18 protein-coding genes are annotated in these 16,061 nt (G+C 72.6%); 11 read left to right on the top strand and 7 right to left on the bottom strand.

Annotated features, from left to right (window positions below):
* Nucleotides 1-23 precede the first annotated feature (23 nt).
* Nucleotides 24-1,304, top strand: coding sequence for a phosphoribosylamine--glycine ligase (gene purD / locus HNR19_RS18650; protein ID WP_343047271.1), 1,281 nt, complete (start codon nucleotides 24-26; stop codon nucleotides 1,302-1,304).
* A gap of 18 nt (nucleotides 1,305-1,322) precedes the next feature.
* Here the strand turns inward: purD and HNR19_RS18645 are convergent, their stop codons facing one another.
* Nucleotides 1,323-2,435, bottom strand: coding sequence for a sterol desaturase family protein (locus HNR19_RS18645; RefSeq protein WP_179669305.1), 1,113 nt, complete (start codon nucleotides 2,433-2,435; stop codon nucleotides 1,323-1,325).
* Between the two features lie 111 nt (nucleotides 2,436-2,546).
* Here HNR19_RS18645 and HNR19_RS18640 point away from each other — a divergent pair, with 111 nt between their 5' ends.
* From HNR19_RS18640 to HNR19_RS18610, 7 genes are read left to right on the top strand one after another with little or no spacing between them, the layout of a single operon-like run.
* Entirely contained in the window at nucleotides 2,547-3,071 is a 525-nt protein-coding gene (locus HNR19_RS18640; RefSeq protein ID WP_218910314.1) for a GNAT family N-acetyltransferase, read from the top strand.
* A gap of 42 nt (nucleotides 3,072-3,113) precedes the next feature.
* Nucleotides 3,114-4,532: an adenylosuccinate lyase gene (purB, locus tag HNR19_RS18635; protein ID WP_179669304.1), complete on the top strand. Its 1,419-nt coding sequence runs from the start codon at nucleotides 3,114-3,116 to the stop codon at nucleotides 4,530-4,532.
* Entirely contained in the window at nucleotides 4,460-5,764 is a 1,305-nt protein-coding gene (locus HNR19_RS18630) for an AGE family epimerase/isomerase (protein ID WP_246303545.1), read from the top strand. The genes purB and HNR19_RS18630 overlap by 73 nt, the downstream gene beginning before the upstream one ends.
* Nucleotides 5,765-5,794: 30 nt before the next feature.
* Nucleotides 5,795-6,403 (top strand): RNA polymerase sigma factor, encoded by a 609-nt coding sequence (locus tag HNR19_RS18625; RefSeq protein WP_179669303.1) that lies wholly within the window; start codon nucleotides 5,795-5,797, stop codon nucleotides 6,401-6,403.
* Nucleotides 6,400-7,275, top strand: a complete 876-nt coding sequence (locus HNR19_RS18620) for a hypothetical protein (RefSeq protein WP_179669302.1) — start codon at nucleotides 6,400-6,402, stop codon at nucleotides 7,273-7,275. The genes HNR19_RS18625 and HNR19_RS18620 overlap by 4 nt, the downstream gene beginning before the upstream one ends.
* Nucleotides 7,276-7,319: 44 nt before the next feature.
* Nucleotides 7,320-7,913, top strand: coding sequence for an RNA polymerase sigma factor (locus tag HNR19_RS18615; protein WP_179669301.1), 594 nt, complete (start codon nucleotides 7,320-7,322; stop codon nucleotides 7,911-7,913).
* Nucleotides 7,910-8,635 (top strand): hypothetical protein, encoded by a 726-nt coding sequence (locus HNR19_RS18610; protein ID WP_179669300.1) that lies wholly within the window; start codon nucleotides 7,910-7,912, stop codon nucleotides 8,633-8,635. Before HNR19_RS18615 ends, HNR19_RS18610 begins: the two co-directional genes overlap by 4 nt.
* Here the strand turns inward: HNR19_RS18610 and HNR19_RS18605 are convergent, their stop codons facing one another.
* Nucleotides 8,636-10,111: an alpha/beta hydrolase family protein gene (locus tag HNR19_RS18605; protein WP_179669299.1), complete on the bottom strand. Its 1,476-nt coding sequence runs from the start codon at nucleotides 10,109-10,111 to the stop codon at nucleotides 8,636-8,638.
* A gap of 88 nt (nucleotides 10,112-10,199) precedes the next feature.
* Here HNR19_RS18605 and HNR19_RS18600 point away from each other — a divergent pair, with 88 nt between their 5' ends.
* Both HNR19_RS18600 and HNR19_RS18595 read left to right on the top strand, forming a co-directional pair.
* Nucleotides 10,200-10,778, top strand: a complete 579-nt coding sequence (locus tag HNR19_RS18600) for an RNA polymerase sigma factor (RefSeq protein ID WP_179669298.1) — start codon at nucleotides 10,200-10,202, stop codon at nucleotides 10,776-10,778.
* Complete coding sequence (locus HNR19_RS18595; RefSeq protein ID WP_179669297.1) at nucleotides 10,775-11,560, top strand: hypothetical protein; 786 nt, start codon at nucleotides 10,775-10,777, stop codon at nucleotides 11,558-11,560. Before HNR19_RS18600 ends, HNR19_RS18595 begins: the two co-directional genes overlap by 4 nt.
* A 99-nt stretch (nucleotides 11,561-11,659) precedes the next feature.
* Here HNR19_RS18595 and HNR19_RS18590 read toward each other — a convergent pair whose 3' ends face one another.
* The 3 genes from HNR19_RS18590 to HNR19_RS18580 all read right to left on the bottom strand — a co-directional run bounded on the left by HNR19_RS18590 (nucleotide 11,660) and on the right by HNR19_RS18580 (nucleotide 13,084).
* Nucleotides 11,660-11,953, bottom strand: coding sequence for an HNH endonuclease signature motif containing protein (locus HNR19_RS18590; RefSeq protein ID WP_179669296.1), 294 nt, complete (start codon nucleotides 11,951-11,953; stop codon nucleotides 11,660-11,662).
* Nucleotides 11,954-12,163: 210 nt separating this feature from the next.
* A complete protein-coding gene (locus HNR19_RS18585; protein ID WP_179669295.1) occupies nucleotides 12,164-12,496 on the bottom strand; it encodes a GIY-YIG nuclease family protein in 333 nt (110 codons plus the stop codon).
* Nucleotides 12,497-12,508: 12 nt separating this feature from the next.
* Nucleotides 12,509-13,084, bottom strand: a complete 576-nt coding sequence (locus HNR19_RS18580) for a hypothetical protein (protein WP_179669294.1) — start codon at nucleotides 13,082-13,084, stop codon at nucleotides 12,509-12,511.
* Nucleotides 13,085-13,549: 465 nt separating this feature from the next.
* Here HNR19_RS18580 and HNR19_RS18575 point away from each other — a divergent pair, with 465 nt between their 5' ends.
* Nucleotides 13,550-14,845, top strand: a complete 1,296-nt coding sequence (locus tag HNR19_RS18575) for an ISL3 family transposase (RefSeq protein WP_179670126.1) — start codon at nucleotides 13,550-13,552, stop codon at nucleotides 14,843-14,845.
* 379 nt (nucleotides 14,846-15,224) lie between these two features.
* Here the strand turns inward: HNR19_RS18575 and HNR19_RS18570 are convergent, their stop codons facing one another.
* Together HNR19_RS18570 and HNR19_RS18565 are read right to left on the bottom strand one after the other, a co-directional pair.
* Nucleotides 15,225-15,542, bottom strand: a complete 318-nt coding sequence (locus HNR19_RS18570) for an antibiotic biosynthesis monooxygenase family protein (protein WP_179669293.1) — start codon at nucleotides 15,540-15,542, stop codon at nucleotides 15,225-15,227.
* Nucleotides 15,539-15,973, bottom strand: coding sequence for a hypothetical protein (locus HNR19_RS18565; RefSeq protein ID WP_179669292.1), 435 nt, complete (start codon nucleotides 15,971-15,973; stop codon nucleotides 15,539-15,541). The genes HNR19_RS18570 and HNR19_RS18565 overlap by 4 nt, the downstream gene beginning before the upstream one ends.
* Between the last annotated feature and the right edge of the window lie 88 nt (nucleotides 15,974-16,061).

Raw genomic sequence — 16,061 nt, 5'->3', positions numbered from 1 at the left:
CGCCCCGCCTAGGATCGACACCCGTGACCGACTCCCTCACCTGCCTCGTCATCGGCTCGGGCGGTCGCGAGCACGCGCTCGCGCTGGCCCTCGCCCAGGACCCCGCGGTGGGGGCGCTCCACGCGGCGCCCGGCAACCCCGGCATCGCCGGCGTCGCGACCTGCCACGAGGTCGACGCGATGAATCCCGCGGCGGTCGCCGACCTCGCCGCGTCGCTCGGCGCCGACCTCGTCGTGGTCGGGCCGGAGGCGCCGCTGGTGGCCGGCGTCGCCGACGCCGTGCGCGAACGTGGGATCGCCGTCTTCGGGCCGTCCGCGGCCGCGGCGCAGCTCGAGGGGTCCAAGGCGTTCTCGAAGGAGGTCATGGCCGCGGCCGGTGTGCCGACCGCCGGGTCGCGCACCTGCTCCACGCCCGAGGAGTACGCCGCCGCGCTCGACGAGCTCGGGGCGCCGTACGTCGTGAAGGACGACGCGCTCGCCGCCGGCAAGGGCGTCGTGGTGACGCGCGACCGGGCCGAGGCCCTCGCCCACGCCGAGGCGTGCGGCCGGGTGGTCATCGAGGAGTTCCTCGCCGGGCCCGAGGTCTCGCTGTTCGCGGTGTGCGACGGCACCACCGCTTACCCGCTCCAGCCCGCCCAGGACTTCAAGCGCATCCACGACGGCGGCCGTGGCCCCAACACGGGCGGCATGGGCTCCTACTCGCCGCTCCCGTGGGCGCAGCCCGACCTCGCCGACGTCGTGATGCGCACCGTGGTGCAGCCGACCCTCGACGAGATGACGAAGCGGGACGCCCCCTTTGTCGGCTGCCTGTACGTCGGCCTCGCGCTCACCGAGGCGGGCCCGAAGGTCATCGAGTTCAACTGCCGGTTCGGCGACCCGGACATCCAGCCGGTGCTCGCGCTGCTCGACGCGCCGCTCGGTGAGCTGCTCCACGCCGCGGCCCGGGGTCGTCTCGCCGACGTGCCCGCCCCGCGGTTCCGCGACGGCGCGTCCGTCACGGTGGTGCTGGCGTCGGCCGGCTACCCGGAGTCGTCGACCAGGGGCGACGTGATCGCGGGCGCGGAGGACGCCGACGCGCTCGTCGACGTCGACGTGATCCACGCGGGCACCGCCGAGACCGACGCCGGCCTGGTCACCGCCGGCGGGCGCGTGCTCGCCGTACGGGCCACCGGCGGCGACGTCGCCGATGCCCGTGCCCGGGCCTACTCCGCGCTCGGGCTCGTCTACTTCGACGGCGCCCAGCACCGCACCGACATCGCCGCCGAGCCGCTCGGCGTGGTGGAGGGCGCGTCCCTCACCGAGTGACCGACCGGCCGCCGGGGCTCAGTGGACGTACTCGTCGTACGTCCGGTCCCCGAGGAACGGCGCCACGTGCTGGGCGAGGATCCCCTCGGGCACGGTCTCGCGCTTGAACACGCCGTACTCCTCGGGCCAGCTGCCGTCGCGCGGCAGCTTGAACGAGCCCATCAGCATGTCGACGAGGGGCAGGTGGATCGCGTAGTTGCGGTCCCAGTAGTCCCGGTGACGGGCGTGGTGCCAGTGGTGGTAGCGCGGCAGCACGACCAGGTACTCCAGCCAGCCGAACCTGATGCCGATGTTGGCGTGCGCGACCACCGCCTGGATGCCGACGAGCACGGCATAGGCGTTGACGGCGTTCGGCGAGAAGCCGAGCAGCAGGAGCGGCAGCAGGACGACGCTGCGGGTCAGGACGGTCTCCATGAAGTGCACCCGGGAGCCCGCCAGCCAGTCGAGCTCGGGGCTCGAGTGGTGGACGGCGTGGAAGCGCCACAGCACCATGATCCGGTGGTAGCCCCGGTGCAGGCCGGCCTGCGCCGCGTCCGCGACGAACACCGCCAGCAGGAACTGGGCGACGAACGGCAGGCCGCCCACCCACTCCTGGACGCCGGGCACCTTCGCCGACGCGACGACGAGGCTGGTCGTGGCGGTGACGATGATCAGGATGAGCTGCACCAGGACGTGGCTCATGAAGAAGTACGCCGCGTCGGTGCGCCAGCCCGGCCGGAACACGACGACCGGTCGGCGCGCGAAGTGGTGCTCGAGCGGGATGAAGACGAGCGCCGAGAAGAAGAGCGCGAGCACGAACCAGTCCAGCCCGAGGGAGAACGGGGTGTCGCGGATCGGGCCGTCGAACGGCACCTCGGTGCCGCCGAGGAGGACGGCTGCCGTCGCCGCGCCGACCCCCGTGAACGCCAGCCGCTTGTGCTGGTCGCGCAGGACCGCGACGGTGCCGGTGACGAAGGCGGCCGCGAGCCCGACCAGGAGGAGCGTCCGCGCGAACTCCTCGGTGTAGACGGCCCGGAGTTCGCGGCTCGTGAGCAGGTCGGGGAAGTGGAAGCAGAGCACCGAGAACAGCACGAGGACGCCGAGGAAGCACGACGTCGCCGCGAGGAAGAGGTGGTGGCGCAGCAGGCTCATGCGGCGACTATGCCCGCGCGGCGCCGGCCAGCACCGGAGTACGGATACTCATTTCGGCGGCTGCTCGGCTCGTGGAGCGGACCCGGCAGGGAGGTGCGAGAATCGCCCGTCGTGACTCCTGACGTCCGGCCCGCCACCGAGGCCGACCTCGACGCCGTCGCCGCGATCTACGCCCGCGAGGTTCGCGAGGGTTACGCGACGTTCGACACCGAGGTGCCGCCCCGGACCCGGTGGTCGGCGAAGCTGGCGTCGACCCACCCCGGCGACCACTTCCTCGTCGCCGTCGACGGCGAGCGCGTCGTCGGTTTCGCCTACTCCGGTCCCTACCGCGAACGGGGCGCCTACACCCACACCCGCGAGTCGACGATCTACCTCGACCCGAGCGCGGCCGGCCGCGGCCTCGGGCGGACGCTGTACGGCGAGCTCGTGGCGCGGGTGACGGCGTCGGGCGCGCGCACGCTGCTCGCGGCGATCGCCCTCCCCAACGACGCGAGCGAGGGGCTGCACCGAGCGTACGGGTTCGAGCGGCTCGGGGTCATGCGCGAGGTCGGGCGCAAGCTCGACCGGTGGATCGACGTCGCGTGGTGGCAGCTGCTGATCGACGACCACGGCGACCGGTCGTCCGTCGCCCGCTGACGAGTACGGCGGACGGCGTACCCCGTGGGACAATCACTCACCGTGACCGTGCCCAACGTCCTCGCCACCCGCTACGCCGCAGCCGACCTCGCAGAGATCTGGTCGCCCGAGCACAAGATCGTCCTCGAGCGGCAGCTGTGGATCGCGGTCCTCAAGGCCCAACGGGACCTCGGCATCGACGTGCCCGACGGCGTCGTCGAGGCCTACGAGTCGGTCGTCGAGAAGGTCGACCTCGACTCGATCGCCGCCCGGGAGCGGGTCACCCGTCACGACGTGAAGGCGCGGATCGAGGAGTTCTCCGCGCTCGCCGGGCACGAGCACATCCACAAGGGCATGACCTCGCGCGACCTCACCGAGAACGTCGAGCAGCTCCAGGTGCGCCAGTCGCTGGCCCTGATGCGCGACCGCGCCATCGCCACGCTCGCGCGGCTCGCCAACCGCGCGGGGGAGTACGAGACGCTCGTCATGGCCGGCCGCTCCCACAACGTCGCCGCCCAGGCGACCACGCTCGGCAAGCGCTTCGCGACCGCCGCCGACGAGCTGCTCATCGCCGTCGAGCGCATCGACGACCTGCTCGCGCGCTACCCGCTGCGCGGCATCAAGGGCCCGATGGGCACGGCCCAGGACATGCTCGACCTGCTCGGCGGTGACGACGCCAAGCTCGCCGATCTCGAGCAGCGCGTCGCCGCGCACCTCGGCTTCGAGCGCGTGCTCACCTCGGTCGGCCAGGTGTACCCGCGCAGCCTCGACTTCGACGTGCTCTCCGCCCTCGTCCAGCTCACCGCGGCGCCGTCCAACCTCGCGACCACGATCCGCCTGATGGCCGGCAACGAGATCGTCACCGAGGGCTTCAAGGAGGGCCAGGTCGGCTCGTCCGCGATGCCGCACAAGATGAACACCCGCTCCTGCGAGCGGGTCAACGGCCTCGCGGTCGTGACGCGCGGCTACCTCTCGATGGTCGGCGAGCTCGCCGGCGACCAGTGGAACGAGGGCGACGTGTCCTGCTCCGTCGTACGACGGGTCGCCCTGCCGGACGCGTTCTTCGCCGTCGACGGCCTGTTCCAGACCTTCCTCACCGTGCTCGACGAGTTCGGCGCGTTCCCGGCGGTGATCCAGCGCGAGCTCGACCGCTACCTGCCGTTCCTCGCCACCACCAAGGTGCTGATGGCCGCGGTCCGCAACGGCGTCGGCCGCGAGACCGCGCACGAGGCCATCAAGGAAGCGGCCGTCGGCACCGCCCTCGCGATGCGCCAGGGCCAGGCCGACAACGACGTCTTCGCCAAGCTCGCGGGCGACGAGCGCCTCGGCCTGACCTCCGACCAGCTCGCGACCCTGGTCGCCGAGCCGATCACGTTCACCGGCGCCGCGGTCGCCCAGACCCAGCAGGTTTGCCGCCGCGTCGCCGACCTCGTGGCGGCCAACCCGGCCGCGGCGGCGTACGCACCGGGGGAGATCCTCTGACCGAGCCGGGCAGCGCGGCGTACCTCGCGGAGCAGCGGCGGGAGCTGCTGCGGTTCGCGGCGGCAGCGCGCACCGAGGCCGGCTTCGGCTGGCTCGACGACACCGGCCGGCTCGCGCCCGGCCGGCCGACCGAGCTGTGGATCACCTGCCGGATGACCCACGTCTTCAGCCTCGGCCTGCTGGCCGGCGAGCGGCCGGCACCCGGCGGCCCCGACGCCGGTGAGCTTCGGGCGCTGGCGGAGCACGGCGTCCGCGCCTTGCTCGACGGACCGCTCGCCGACGAGACGTACGGCGGCTGGCGCGCCACCGTGCCCGGCGACGACGACAAGCTCGGCTACGGCCACGCGTTCGTCGTGCTGGCCGGGAGCTCGGCGAGCGTCGCCCGCCTCGACGGCGGCGAGGAGCTGCTCGCCGCCGCCATCGCGACGGTGGAGAAGCGCTTCTGGGTCGAGGACGACGGCATGGTCGTCGACCGCTGGGACCGGGTGTGGTCCGACCTCGACCCCTATCGCGGCGTCAACGCCAACATGCACGCCGTCGAGGCGTTCCTCGCCGCCGGCGACGTCACCGGCGACGCGACCTGGCACGAGCGGGCCGGCCGGATCTCGGCGCGCGTCGTCGACTGGGCCCGCGGCAACGGCTGGCGGGTGCCGGAGCACTTCGACGAGCGGTGGCGGCCGCGGCTCGAGCACAACCGCGACCGTCCCGCCGACCCGTTCCAGCCCTACGGGGCGACCGTCGGTCACGGGCTGGAGTGGGCACGCCTGCTGGTCGCCGTCGACCGGACGCTCGGTGCCGCCGCACCCGGCGGCCTGGTCGACGCGGCGGTCGCACTCGCCGACCGGGCCGCCGAGGACGGCTGGGCGGCGGACGGGCAGCCGGGCTTCGTCTACACGACCGACTGGGAGGGCCGGCCCGTCGTACGGTCGCGCATGCACTGGGTCGCCGCCGAGGCGGTCGCCACCGCCGAGGTGCTGCACCGCGCCACCGGCGACGGGCGCTGGAGCCGCGCGGCCGCCGAGTGGTGGCGGTGGATCGACGAGCATCTCGTCGACCGGGAGAACGGGTCGTGGCGGCACGAGCTCGACGAGCGCAACCGGCCGGTCGCCGAGGTGTGGCCGGGGAAGCCGGACGTCTACCACGCCTACCAGGCGGCGCTGCTGCCCGCGCTGCCGGTCGTCCCCTCCTTCGCCTCCGCGCTCGCGGCGGCAGGGGGCGTCCCTGGGGTGTGACACCCGGCGCGGAGGCGGACATGGCATCCCATGACCGCCTCGCAGACGGCGACCCGGCAGCAGCAAGCCGGGCCCGACCACCCTCCGACGGCCCGCGCCGACCACTACCGCAGGCTCTACCTCGCCCACTTCGGCGGGATCCTCGGCTACGCGGTGCGACGCGTCGACTCCCGTGCCGACGCTGCCGACGTCGTGAGCGAGACGTTCCTTGTCGCGTGGCGCCGGCTCGACGACGCGCCGCCGGGTGAGGAACGGCCCTGGCTCTACGGGATCGCGCGCAACGTGCTGGCCAACCACCACCGGTCGGTACGGCGCCGCGGGCGGCTCGGCGCGCGGCTCCGCGACGTGCTGGCCGAGGACGTCGTACCCGATCCGGCCGACGGTGTCGTCGAGCGCGACCGGGTGCGGGAGGCGCTCGGCCGGCTGTCGGCCGACGACCGCGAGCTGTTGACGCTGGTCGCGTGGGACGGGCTCTCCGCGCCCGAGGCCGCGCAGGTCCTCGGCATCGCGCCCGGCGCCACCCGGATGCGGCTGACGCGGGCCCGCCGGAGGTTCGCCGAGGCACTCGGTGACAGTCCGCCCGGGGACGGACATGACACGCCGACCACCCACCGCGACGCACCGGAGGAGGAGCGATGACCGGCACGAACGACCGGGACGACCGACTGGACAGTGCCCTGGCCGCGGGCGACCCCGTCGCCGGCGGGGAGCTCGACCGGCTGCCCGTCCTCCATGCGCGCAACCAGCTCCTGGAGGAGATCATGACCGACACCTCACCCGCCCGACGGGCCGCGATCCACTGGCTGGCGCCGATCGGAGCGGCCGCCGCCGTGGCCGTGCTCGCCAGCGGAGCCTGGGTAGCCACCACCGGCAGCGACGATCCGGCACCCGAGCCGCGCGGCCCCGGCTTCGCGGAGGACCCGGGCACCGGCGTCGGCGAGCCGGCCCGGAGCAAGGACGAGGGCACCGGAGTCACCAGCGGCGGCTACGTGCTCCTCTGCGAGGACGGCGCGGAGACGCCGCCGGGCTTCGACCCGGCGACCGACCCGGCGCCGCAGGGCTGCCAGGTCCACGCCGCCGACAGCGACCCCGGGACGGAGGAGGAGTTCTACCAGCGCCCGCTGCGGCCGATGCTGATCACCGCCGACGGCTGGGCTCCCGACCGGGTCGCCGGCTACGACATCACGTGGACGGGACCCGGCGGCGCCGAGATCAGCACGCACTGGATCGTGACCGCCCACCCCGACGACCCCTGGGCCTACGACAAGCCCGGGGCGGTGGCCACCGACCGCGAGGTCGAGGTGCTCGGGTCCCGCACCCGGCTGGGCGAGTACGTCCGCGGCGAGGTGAAGAGCTTCGCGCTCACGTCGGGCATCTACCGCGACGGCACCAGCATCTACTTCTCCAGTGACACCATGGACGCCGACGCCCTGCTCGCCGTCATCGAGTCGGCTGCGTGGGTGTCGGAGGACGAGTTCGCGGCGGCCGTGAGGCCGGCGGCCGGGGAGTGACGACGAGGATGTGACGCACGGTGCGGAGCCGGACATGGAAGGACATGACCGGCTCCGCTGTGCCCGACCCGGCGCGCGATCCCGCGCCCGACGACGTGCAGCGGTTCCGCGCGCTCTACGACGCCAACTTCACCGCCGTCCTCGGGTATGCGCTGCGCCGGGTCGAGCAGCCGGCCGACGCCGCCGACGTGGTCAGCGAGGTGTTCCTCGTCGCGTGGCGCAGGTACGACGAGGCGCCGCCGGGCGACGGGCGGCCGTGGCTGTTCGGGATCGCCCGCCACGTGCTGTCCAACTACCACCGGTCCGCGCGCCGACGGCAGCGACTCGGCGGCCGGCTGCGCGACACACTCCGCCGCGACGTCGTCCCCGACCCGGCGATCGAGATCGCCGAGTGGGACCGGGTGCGCCGTACGCTCCTGCGCCTCTCGCCCGACGACCGCGAGCTGCTGATGCTCGTCGGCTGGGACGGCCTCACCCCCACCGAGGCGGCCGGCGTCATCGGGATCGCGCCGGGCACCGCCCGGATGCGGCTCGCCCGGGCGCGCGAGCGGTTCCGGGCCCTGTGGGGTGACGCGCCCGAGGGAACCGGACATGTGGTGGGTGTCCTGTTCCCGCTCGCCGGCGGTGCGCCCCGATGACCGACCGATCTGCTCCCCGTGACCCGCTGCAGGGTCTCGACCCGTATCCGCGGGAGCGGCTCGAGGGGCTCCACGCCGAGCGAGCCGACCTCCTGGAGGAGATCGTGTCCACACCCGGCCCCGGCAAGCAGCCGACCACGTCCCGCACCAGGCTCCTGATCGCCGGCGGCATCGCCGCCGCCCTCGTGGTCGTCGGCGGAGGCGTCTGGTTCGCCACCGGCAGCGACGACGCCGCCACCGACGACGCGCCGGTCGCGGCCGCGTCGAGTCCGGCGCGGGGGGAGACCGAGCCGGACCAGGCGACCGATCCGGACGAAGACGCGACCGAGCCGGACCAGGCCGACGACGTGCGTGTCAGCGGTGTCCGCGTGGGCGATCTGGAGGACTTCCTCAGGGTGCGGCCGGGCGACGTCCTCGACCCCGACGTCTGCCGTGAGCTCCGCTCGGGATGGCGGGTCCGCCCGGACGGCCGCGTGCTGCTGCGGGGCGACACCGAGCTCCGGATCGTGCCCCGGCGTGGTGACGGCACGATCCGCCTGCGCACCCTCCGCGAGGGGCTGACGCGCCTCTCCCAGCTCGAGCGGCTCCCGCGCAGCGCACGCGCCTACTACATCGGCGGTCCGCGCGGAGGCTGGGTCGCCATCGACGGCGAGTGCACGGTGGTCGACCGCGGCCGCGGGCCGTGGATCGACGTCTACCTGCGCACCGATCGTCGGCGCTGATCAGCAGCCGGCGTCCACGACGTCGAGGTCGGTACGCCGCGCCGCGCCCTTCCCGAGCGCGTAGGCCGAGCAGTAGCGGTCGCTGAGCAGCCCGTCGCGCCGCAGCGCGACCGGCTCCCAGCGACCCCGCCCCACCGGCTCGAGGTAGCGGAACGTGTCGGCGAGGAGCGCGCGCTGCGTGCCGTCGCGCAGGTAGCGGTCGAGCCACCGCTGGACGTAGGCCGACGTCAGCGCCTGGCCCCACCGGCTCGCGGGCAGCACCAGCGGGATGTCGGTGTACTCCAGGTGGGTGCTCGCCTTCGGCACGACGACCATGGAGTCGGTGCCGGTGCGTCGCCACTCCTCGAAGCCGGACGCGCGTTCGCGCATCGGGTCGGGCCCGTCCGGGCTGGGGCCGGGGACGATGCCGTTGCCACCGGAGAGCTGCCACGGCACCACGCTGAACCCGTACTCCGACTGCACGCCGAGCGCCGGCACCCGTGGCTCGATGGTGCCCTGCGCGAACGGCTCGAACCCGTGGGGCGCGACGAGCTTGTCGAGCGCCACCACGGTGGCGACGCGGTCGTCGTACTCCTGCGCCATCGATGCGGCGAACGCCCCCATCGAGTGGCCGATCACCGCGATCTTGCGGGTCCGTCCCGGGGCGGTCGGGCGGTCGAGGCGGGTGCGGTCCCACAGGTCCCACCACGGGTTCGCGCGGCGGTCGGTGAAGAAGTCGAGCGCGTCCACGGTGCCGGTCGTGAAGTTCGACAGCTGCTGGAACGGCACGCCGGGGCAGCCGAGCACCTCCTTGGTGCCGAGCTCCTCGTCGCCCTGGACGGGCCCGAACGGGTTGCAGAACGGGAACGCGGTGCCGCCGACGTGCGGCAGCGTCTCCGACGTGCCCTGGCCCTGGACGTCGTAGAGCAGGACCAGGAACCCGCGCTCGGCGAGGTCCTGCGCGAGCCACTCGTACATGCCCTGGGAGCCGCCGACCGAGCCCGGCGTGATCACGACCCCCGGGTACGGCGCCGCGAGCCGCTCACCCGTGTAGGGGTCGCGGGCGCCCGGCAGCGGCGCGTAGAGCGTGCCGTTCAGCCTCGCCCCGAACCGGTTGAGGAACGTGACCTCCCGCGCGCGGCCGCGGCTGCCCACCCAGCCGGCCCGCAGCGGGTTGCCGACGTTCCAGCCCGGCACCAGCACTGCGGGCGTGAGCGACAGCCGCAGCGGGTCGGCCACCTGCGCGAGCAGCTGGGTCGTGGTGACCACGCTGCTCTCGCTGATCAGCGCCGGCAGGTACGCCGGGTTGCGCAGCTGCCCGCCGGGACCGGTGATCCGTCCGTAGGCCTCGGCCATGTGGGCGAGGTCGGCGGCGACGTCGTAGGAGGGCGAAGCGGGGTCGTCGGCGGCGGCCGGGGCGACGGCAGCGCCTCCGGCAAGAAGGACGATCGCGACGAGCGCGGCGGCAGCGCGGCGGCGGTGGATGAACGGGAGCATGGTGCCCATCCAACGCGTCGGCGCCGTGCGGGTCACCCATCCCGGCAGGTGACGTCACGATCGGCGGTCACCCGGACAGGGGGAGGGCATGGACCACGTTGACCGGGCTGAGCGGGCCGAGCGCTTCCGCCGGGTGTACGACGAGCACTTCGACGCGATCCTCGGCTACGCGCTGCGCCGTGCCTCCGCGGACGACGCCGCTGACCTCGCCGCCGACACGTTCCTCGTCGCGTGGCGGCGTCTCGGTGACGTGCCCGAGCCTCCGGCGACCCGGCTCTGGCTCTACGGCGTCGCGCGCCGCTGCCTTGCGAACCAACGCCGTGGTGCGCGCCGCCGGGACGACCTGGCTGCGGTTCTCAGAGCCGACCTGCTCAGCGTGGTGCCCGACCACTCCGCCGCGACCGTCGCCCGCGTTGACGCCGCAGCCGGTATCGATCGGTTGCCGGTCGGCGAGCGGGAGGTGGTGCGGCTCGCCACGTGGGAGGGGCTCGAGCCGCGGGAGATCGCCGAGGTGCTCGGGCTCTCTGCCGTGGCGGTCCGCAAGCGCCTGTCGCGGGCGCGGGCGCGCCTGCGCGACGAGGAGGGCGCCGGTCACGACCCCAGCGCCGGCGGACACGAGCCAGGTGTCCGACCACTCACGGCCACCCCCGAGGAGGGACACCGATGAAGCCGATCACAGACGCGGAGGTCGCCGAGCTGCCCCTCGACCGCGGGCAGGCCCAGCTCCTGGAGGCGATCATGTCCACGCCCACGCTCGAACCTGTGACGGGTCCGGCTCCACGCCAGCTGTCGACGCGGCGCCGTACGGCCACCGTCGTCGCGGTCGCCGCGGCCAGCGTCGCCGCCATCGCGACCGCACCGCTCTGGCTCGACCGCGACCAGCCGGAGCCCACGCCGGCGCCGGGTGTCTCGGGCTCGTCGGAGGAGTCCGAGGCGCCGATCGACCTACCGACCGAGGGCGATGGGCGTCTCTACCCGGGCCTGCACGACCTGCCCGACGGGTGGGAGGTCGACGGCGCCGGCGTCAGGCCGATCGTCTCGATCGCTGCGATGCGGTTGATCCCGGAGGGCGGGCTCACCTTCAGCGTCGAGGTCCGGGAGGCTGAGGAGTACGACTCGATCGTCGAGGGCCAGACGACGCAGGGCGGCGAACGTGCAGGCACCATCGGCGTCGACGGCCGGACCGCGCAGGTTTGGGAGCTCACGGAGTCCGAGGGCAGCGGAAAGGCGCAGTGCGACGTCTGCGTGCATCACTGGAGCGCGATCACCCCTGTCGAGGACGGCCACTTCGTGCACGTCGTCGCCACCGGTCTGGTCGAGGGCACCCTCGCCCCCGAGGAGTGGGAGCGGCTGGTTGCGTCGATCGACTTCGTGCCCGCGGAGGAGTTCGGCGCCGTGATCGACGGCCTGCCGGAGCAGCAGCCGCCGCCGACGACGACGCGACGCTGACTCCGCTCGTTGCGCCCGCGCCACGCGGCTCCATCCGTGTCGAGACGTGCCAACGCCCCCGCCGATCGGTGCTCATCGGCGGGGTGCGGGGCGAGGTGGCTACTCGTCGGGCGGGTCGGCGGACTCGCCGCCGGTCGGGCCGGCGCAGGGCTGCGTGTCGAGGGCGTAGGTGCCGCCGGGGGTGACCCGCCACTGTTCACCGGTGCGGCCGCGCCAGTGGTAGATGCCGGGGGCGAGGACCCAGTAGGCCCAGCCGGCCCGGTGTGTTTTCAAGCGGTGGTGTCCGCGGCAGACCGGAGCGAGGTTGCACGGGCAGGTCACGCCGCCCTTGGCGTGGGGGATCACGTGGTCCAGGTCGCAGGCCTCGGCGGGACGATTGCAGTGCGGGTACACGCAGGTCTGGTCGCGGAGCAGGACTTGGCGGGCTTGGCGTTCGGCGATCTCGTAGGCGCCGGTGGGTTCGTGGCCGGCGACGTCGAGGACGGGCCGGACGATGATGGTGCCCGCGGCAGCGCACCATCCGCGGATCTGCTCCGCGGTGACGGGCGTTGCCGGTGGTTGAGGTGCGAGGCCGCCCGCGGCCGAGCCTCGAAACCTCCGGCCTCAGCGGGATGGCGGGTCGGGGTGGTCGGCCTCGGCGTCGCGGCGTTGTACAGCGGAGCGGCGGGAGAGCGCTGGGAGCTGGTGCCACTCGTTGTTGATGAGGGCTTGTCGTTTGCGGCGGTTCCAGCCCTGGATCTGTTTCTCGAAGGCGTAAGCGTCCTCGATGCGGTCGAACCAGCCGCTCCACACCAACACCACTGGGCGTCGCGATCGCGTGTAGGCCGCGCCGAGGTCGTCGTCGTGGTTGTGCTGCCATATCCGTGCGTCGAGATCGACGGTGCTGCCGGCGTAGTAGGTGCCGTCATCGCACTCGAGCAGATAGGCCCAGGGCATCGACCTGTGGCCTCAGTAGGGGCCGGAGGTTTCGAGGCTCGGCCGCGGGCGGCCTCGCACCTCAACCACCGGCCCGTCGGTGAATCTCGCCAGGTGCTGGTCCACATAAGTGACGGCGTCGGGGTTCAGGTCGCGGGTGCAGTCGGCGATCCGCAGGCCCTTCCACACCGGGACGTGTCCGTCGAGGACGCGGGCCCAGACCCTCGGGAGGCGGTGGGAGAGCTCTACGACCTGCCCGACGTAGTTGCGGACCGAGTCGATGCCGCGGGCGAGGATGGCGCCGAGCTCGAGGACGGCGAAGTCGGAGATCAACGGTGCGCCCTCACCGGCCAGCGGCAGCCCGGTGTCCAGGCCACGTTCGGTGATCGTGGAGGCGTCCTCAGGAACGGCGACGGTGTGTTCGAGGGCCCATTCGGCGATCATCTTGACCTCGCCGAGCATCCGCTCGTTGATGCCGGCGCGGTTGTCCTTGATGTCTCGAAGGAGCTGGTCGGCGCGGGAGAGCGGGGCTTCGGTCAGCGGCACGTCGACGGTGCCGGCCGCGGGTGTGGCCGGGAGGTCGAAGAGGGGTGCCGTCCCGAGATCCATACGAGAATTCAAGCACTCGGTTCCGACATCGAGGAACGTCGGGAACCCGCTTGTGGACAGGGGATTCTCGATTCTGGGCTGTGGAGGGGAAGTGGGTCTCGATACGCCCTCGCCTAGCGGCTCGGGCTACTCGACCACCCTGAACACGGCTCCTCGACCACCCTGGAGACGGCTCCTCGATCGTCCTGGATCGGTGGTTTCGAGGCTCGGCCGTGGCCGGCCTCGCACCTCAACCACCGACTACCCGTGTCCGTCGTAACCGCAACCACAGAACGTCGACCGCAGACGGCCTGAAGCCGGCGCAGTAGAGCAACCAAGCACCGCGACCCAAGCGGCGCGCGACCACGTAAATCTGGCTCCAATGACTCTTCCGTGGGTCGCTGATCGCGCCTGAACGACCACACGCCGCTCCCAGCCTAGGTTTCTGGCTTGTCGAAGGTCAGAAACTGCAGAGCGGAGAACGGCGTGCGAAACGCCAGCGTATGGCGCGCCCTGTTGGGCGTCGAGAACACCGTGGTCGAGGACGTCGAGTACGACGAAGAAGCCGAGGTCTTCGTGGCCCATGTCCGGCCGCGGCGCTCAGGCCACGGTCGATGTGGAAGCTGCGGGTCGAGAGCTTCTTGGTACGACCGTGGCGAAGGACGGCGCAGGTGGCGCGGGCTCGACATGGGCATGGTCCCGGTGTTCCTCGAAGCCGGCGCCCCGCGAGTGAACTGCCCCATCCATGGGCCAACGGTGCGGCAGGTCCCGTGGGCTCGGCACGGCGCTGGGCACACCCACACCTTCGACCAGCAGGTCGCTTGGCTGGCCACCCAGTGCTCCAAGACAGCGATCACCCAGCTGATGCGGATCGCCTGGCGCACCGTGGGCGCGATCGTCGCCCGCATTTGGGCCGACACCGCGGCCGGCATCGACGCCTTCGCTGGGCTGCGCCGGATCGGGATTGACGAGATTTCCTACAAGCGTCACCACAAGTACCTGACTGTCGTGGTCGACCACGACACTGGTCGGCTGGTGTGGGCCAGCCCCGGACGAGAACGTGCGACCGTCCATGCCTTCTTCGACGCGCTCGAGGAATCCGGCGAAGGTCGATGTGCCCAGATCACCCACGTCACCGCCGACGGCGCTGAATGGATCGCCGACGTCGTCGGCAAACGATGCCCGAACGCAGTGCGCTGCGCCGACCCCTTCCACGTCGTCGGCTGGGCCACCGACGCCCTGGACGCGGTCCGTCGCGACGCCTGGAACGAAGCGCGGCGAGCCGGTAACAGGAGGAACCGCGGCTGGGCCGACGGGCGTCGTGTCACGGTCGCGACCGGCAATGCCAGGGCGTTGAAGCACGCGCGGTTCGCGCTGTGGAAGAACCCGGAGAACCTCACCGACCGACAGCGGGTGAAACTCGAGTGGATCGCCAAGACCGATCCGCGGCTCTACCGCGCCTACCTGCTCAAAGAGGGCCTGCGGACCGTATTCAAGCTGCAGCCCGACGAGGCCGCTGACGCGCTCGACCGGTGGGTCGCCTGGGCGCGGCGGTCCCGCATCGAATCGTCCGTCCGGCTCCAGTCCCGGATCGTCTACTACCGCACAGAGATCCTGGCCTCGATCGAGCACGGCCTGTCCAACGGCCTCATCGAGTCGGTCAACACCAAGATCCGGCTCATCACCCGCATGGCCTTCGGCTTCAAGTCATCCGACGCGCTCATCGCCCTCGCGATGCTCAACCTCGGCGGCCACCGCCCGGTCCTCCCCGGCCGCCGCTGACCCACGGATCAGTCAGGAGAGCCGTAAATCTGGAATCCCTGACCAGAAAGGGTCTCGTGACGGCCGTAAACGGCCTCCTCGACCACCGGGAAGGGGTCTCGTGACGGCCGTGGGCGGCCTCCTCGACCACCGGGAGGGGTCTCGTGACGGCCGTGGCCGGCCTCCTCGACCACCGGGAGGGGTCTCGTGACGGCCGTGGGCGGCCTCCTCGACCACCGGGAGGGGTCTCGTGACGGCCGTGGCCGGCCTCCTCGACCACCGGGAGGGGTCTCGTGACGGCCGTAAACGGCCTCCTCGACCACCGGGAGGGGTCTCGTGACGGCCGTAAACGGCCTCCTCGACCACCGGGTCTCGCCCAGCGGCTCGGGCTACTCGACCGTCAGGCGGGCTTCACGTCGAGGACGACGTCGAACTCCAGCAGCGACGCGCCGGTCGACACCGGCTTCTTCGGCGCCTCGCCCGGGGCGGTCGCGTGCGCGGCCTTCGCGTCGCCGTCGCGCCAGGCGGCGAACGACTCCTCGTCGGCCCAGTGGGTCACGACGAAGTAGCGGTCCTCGCCACCGGTCGGCCGCAGCAGCTGGAAGCCCAGGAACCCGGGCGAGTTCTCGACCGTGCCGGCTCGCGCGGCGAAGCGCTTCTCGAGCTCGGCGCCGGCGCCCTCCGGCACGGAGATCGCGTTGATCTTGACGACGCTCATGCCCGTGCCTCCCCGCCCCAGTTGGCCAGCTTGGTGGCGACGTTGTGCAGGTCGGCCGGCCCCGCGGAGGAGTCACCGGTGGGCGCGAAGTACCAGACGTGGAAGTGGCCGCGGTCGGCGCCGTAGCGGCTCACGTCGACGTACGCCACCTGCGGGCAACCCTCGAGGATCCGCACCAGGCGGTGCGAGATCCGGCCGAACTGCGACGCCAGCTCGTCGTCGAGCTGCCCGAACTTGCTGTGCTCGCGCGTCTGCAGCAGGAGGGCGGCCGCGACGCTGTCGGGGTGCTCGGCGCGGGTCAGGATCCAGTACTCGTCCTCCCACACCACCAGCTCCGGGGTGACCCGGGCGCACTCGGTGCACCGGCCGTCGGCCGAAGGGCGGGTGGCGGAGACGATCTGCTCGTAGGCCTCAGCAGGGGACAGCGGCATGAACCAACTGTGCCACCAGCGTTCCCGAGGAAAACCAGCGACCCCTGACTCCGGAGGTTTCGAGGCTCGGCCGTGGCCGGCCTCGCAC

It is taken from the genome of Nocardioides thalensis (genome assembly GCF_013410655.1).
Lineage (GTDB): Bacteria > Actinomycetota > Actinomycetes > Propionibacteriales > Nocardioidaceae > Nocardioides > Nocardioides thalensis.
The sequence above is the reverse complement of the archived record's forward strand: the minus strand, read 5'-3'. Positions and strand labels throughout refer to the sequence as shown.

Excerpts from the sequence above, each read along its gene's own strand:
- HNR19_RS18580 (WP_179669294.1), bottom strand. The coding sequence starts at position 13,084 with ATGGATCTCGGGACGGCACCCCTCTTCGACCTCCCGGCCACACCCGCG.
- HNR19_RS18625 (WP_179669303.1), top strand. The coding sequence starts at position 5,795 with ATGACCGCCTCGCAGACGGCGACCCGGCAGCAGCAAGCCGGGCCCGAC.
- HNR19_RS18610 (WP_179669300.1), top strand. The coding sequence starts at position 7,910 with ATGACCGACCGATCTGCTCCCCGTGACCCGCTGCAGGGTCTCGACCCG.
- HNR19_RS18605 (WP_179669299.1), bottom strand. The coding sequence starts at position 10,111 with ATGCTCCCGTTCATCCACCGCCGCCGCGCTGCCGCCGCGCTCGTCGCG.
- HNR19_RS18595 (WP_179669297.1), top strand. The coding sequence starts at position 10,775 with ATGAAGCCGATCACAGACGCGGAGGTCGCCGAGCTGCCCCTCGACCGC.
- HNR19_RS18645 (WP_179669305.1), bottom strand. The coding sequence starts at position 2,435 with ATGAGCCTGCTGCGCCACCACCTCTTCCTCGCGGCGACGTCGTGCTTC.
- HNR19_RS18570 (WP_179669293.1), bottom strand. The coding sequence starts at position 15,542 with ATGAGCGTCGTCAAGATCAACGCGATCTCCGTGCCGGAGGGCGCCGGC.
- HNR19_RS18600 (WP_179669298.1), top strand. The coding sequence starts at position 10,200 with ATGGACCACGTTGACCGGGCTGAGCGGGCCGAGCGCTTCCGCCGGGTG.
- HNR19_RS18585 (WP_179669295.1), bottom strand. The coding sequence starts at position 12,496 with ATGCCCTGGGCCTATCTGCTCGAGTGCGATGACGGCACCTACTACGCC.
- HNR19_RS18615 (WP_179669301.1), top strand. The coding sequence starts at position 7,320 with ATGACCGGCTCCGCTGTGCCCGACCCGGCGCGCGATCCCGCGCCCGAC.
- HNR19_RS18565 (WP_179669292.1), bottom strand. The coding sequence starts at position 15,973 with ATGCCGCTGTCCCCTGCTGAGGCCTACGAGCAGATCGTCTCCGCCACC.
- HNR19_RS18620 (WP_179669302.1), top strand. The coding sequence starts at position 6,400 with ATGACCGGCACGAACGACCGGGACGACCGACTGGACAGTGCCCTGGCC.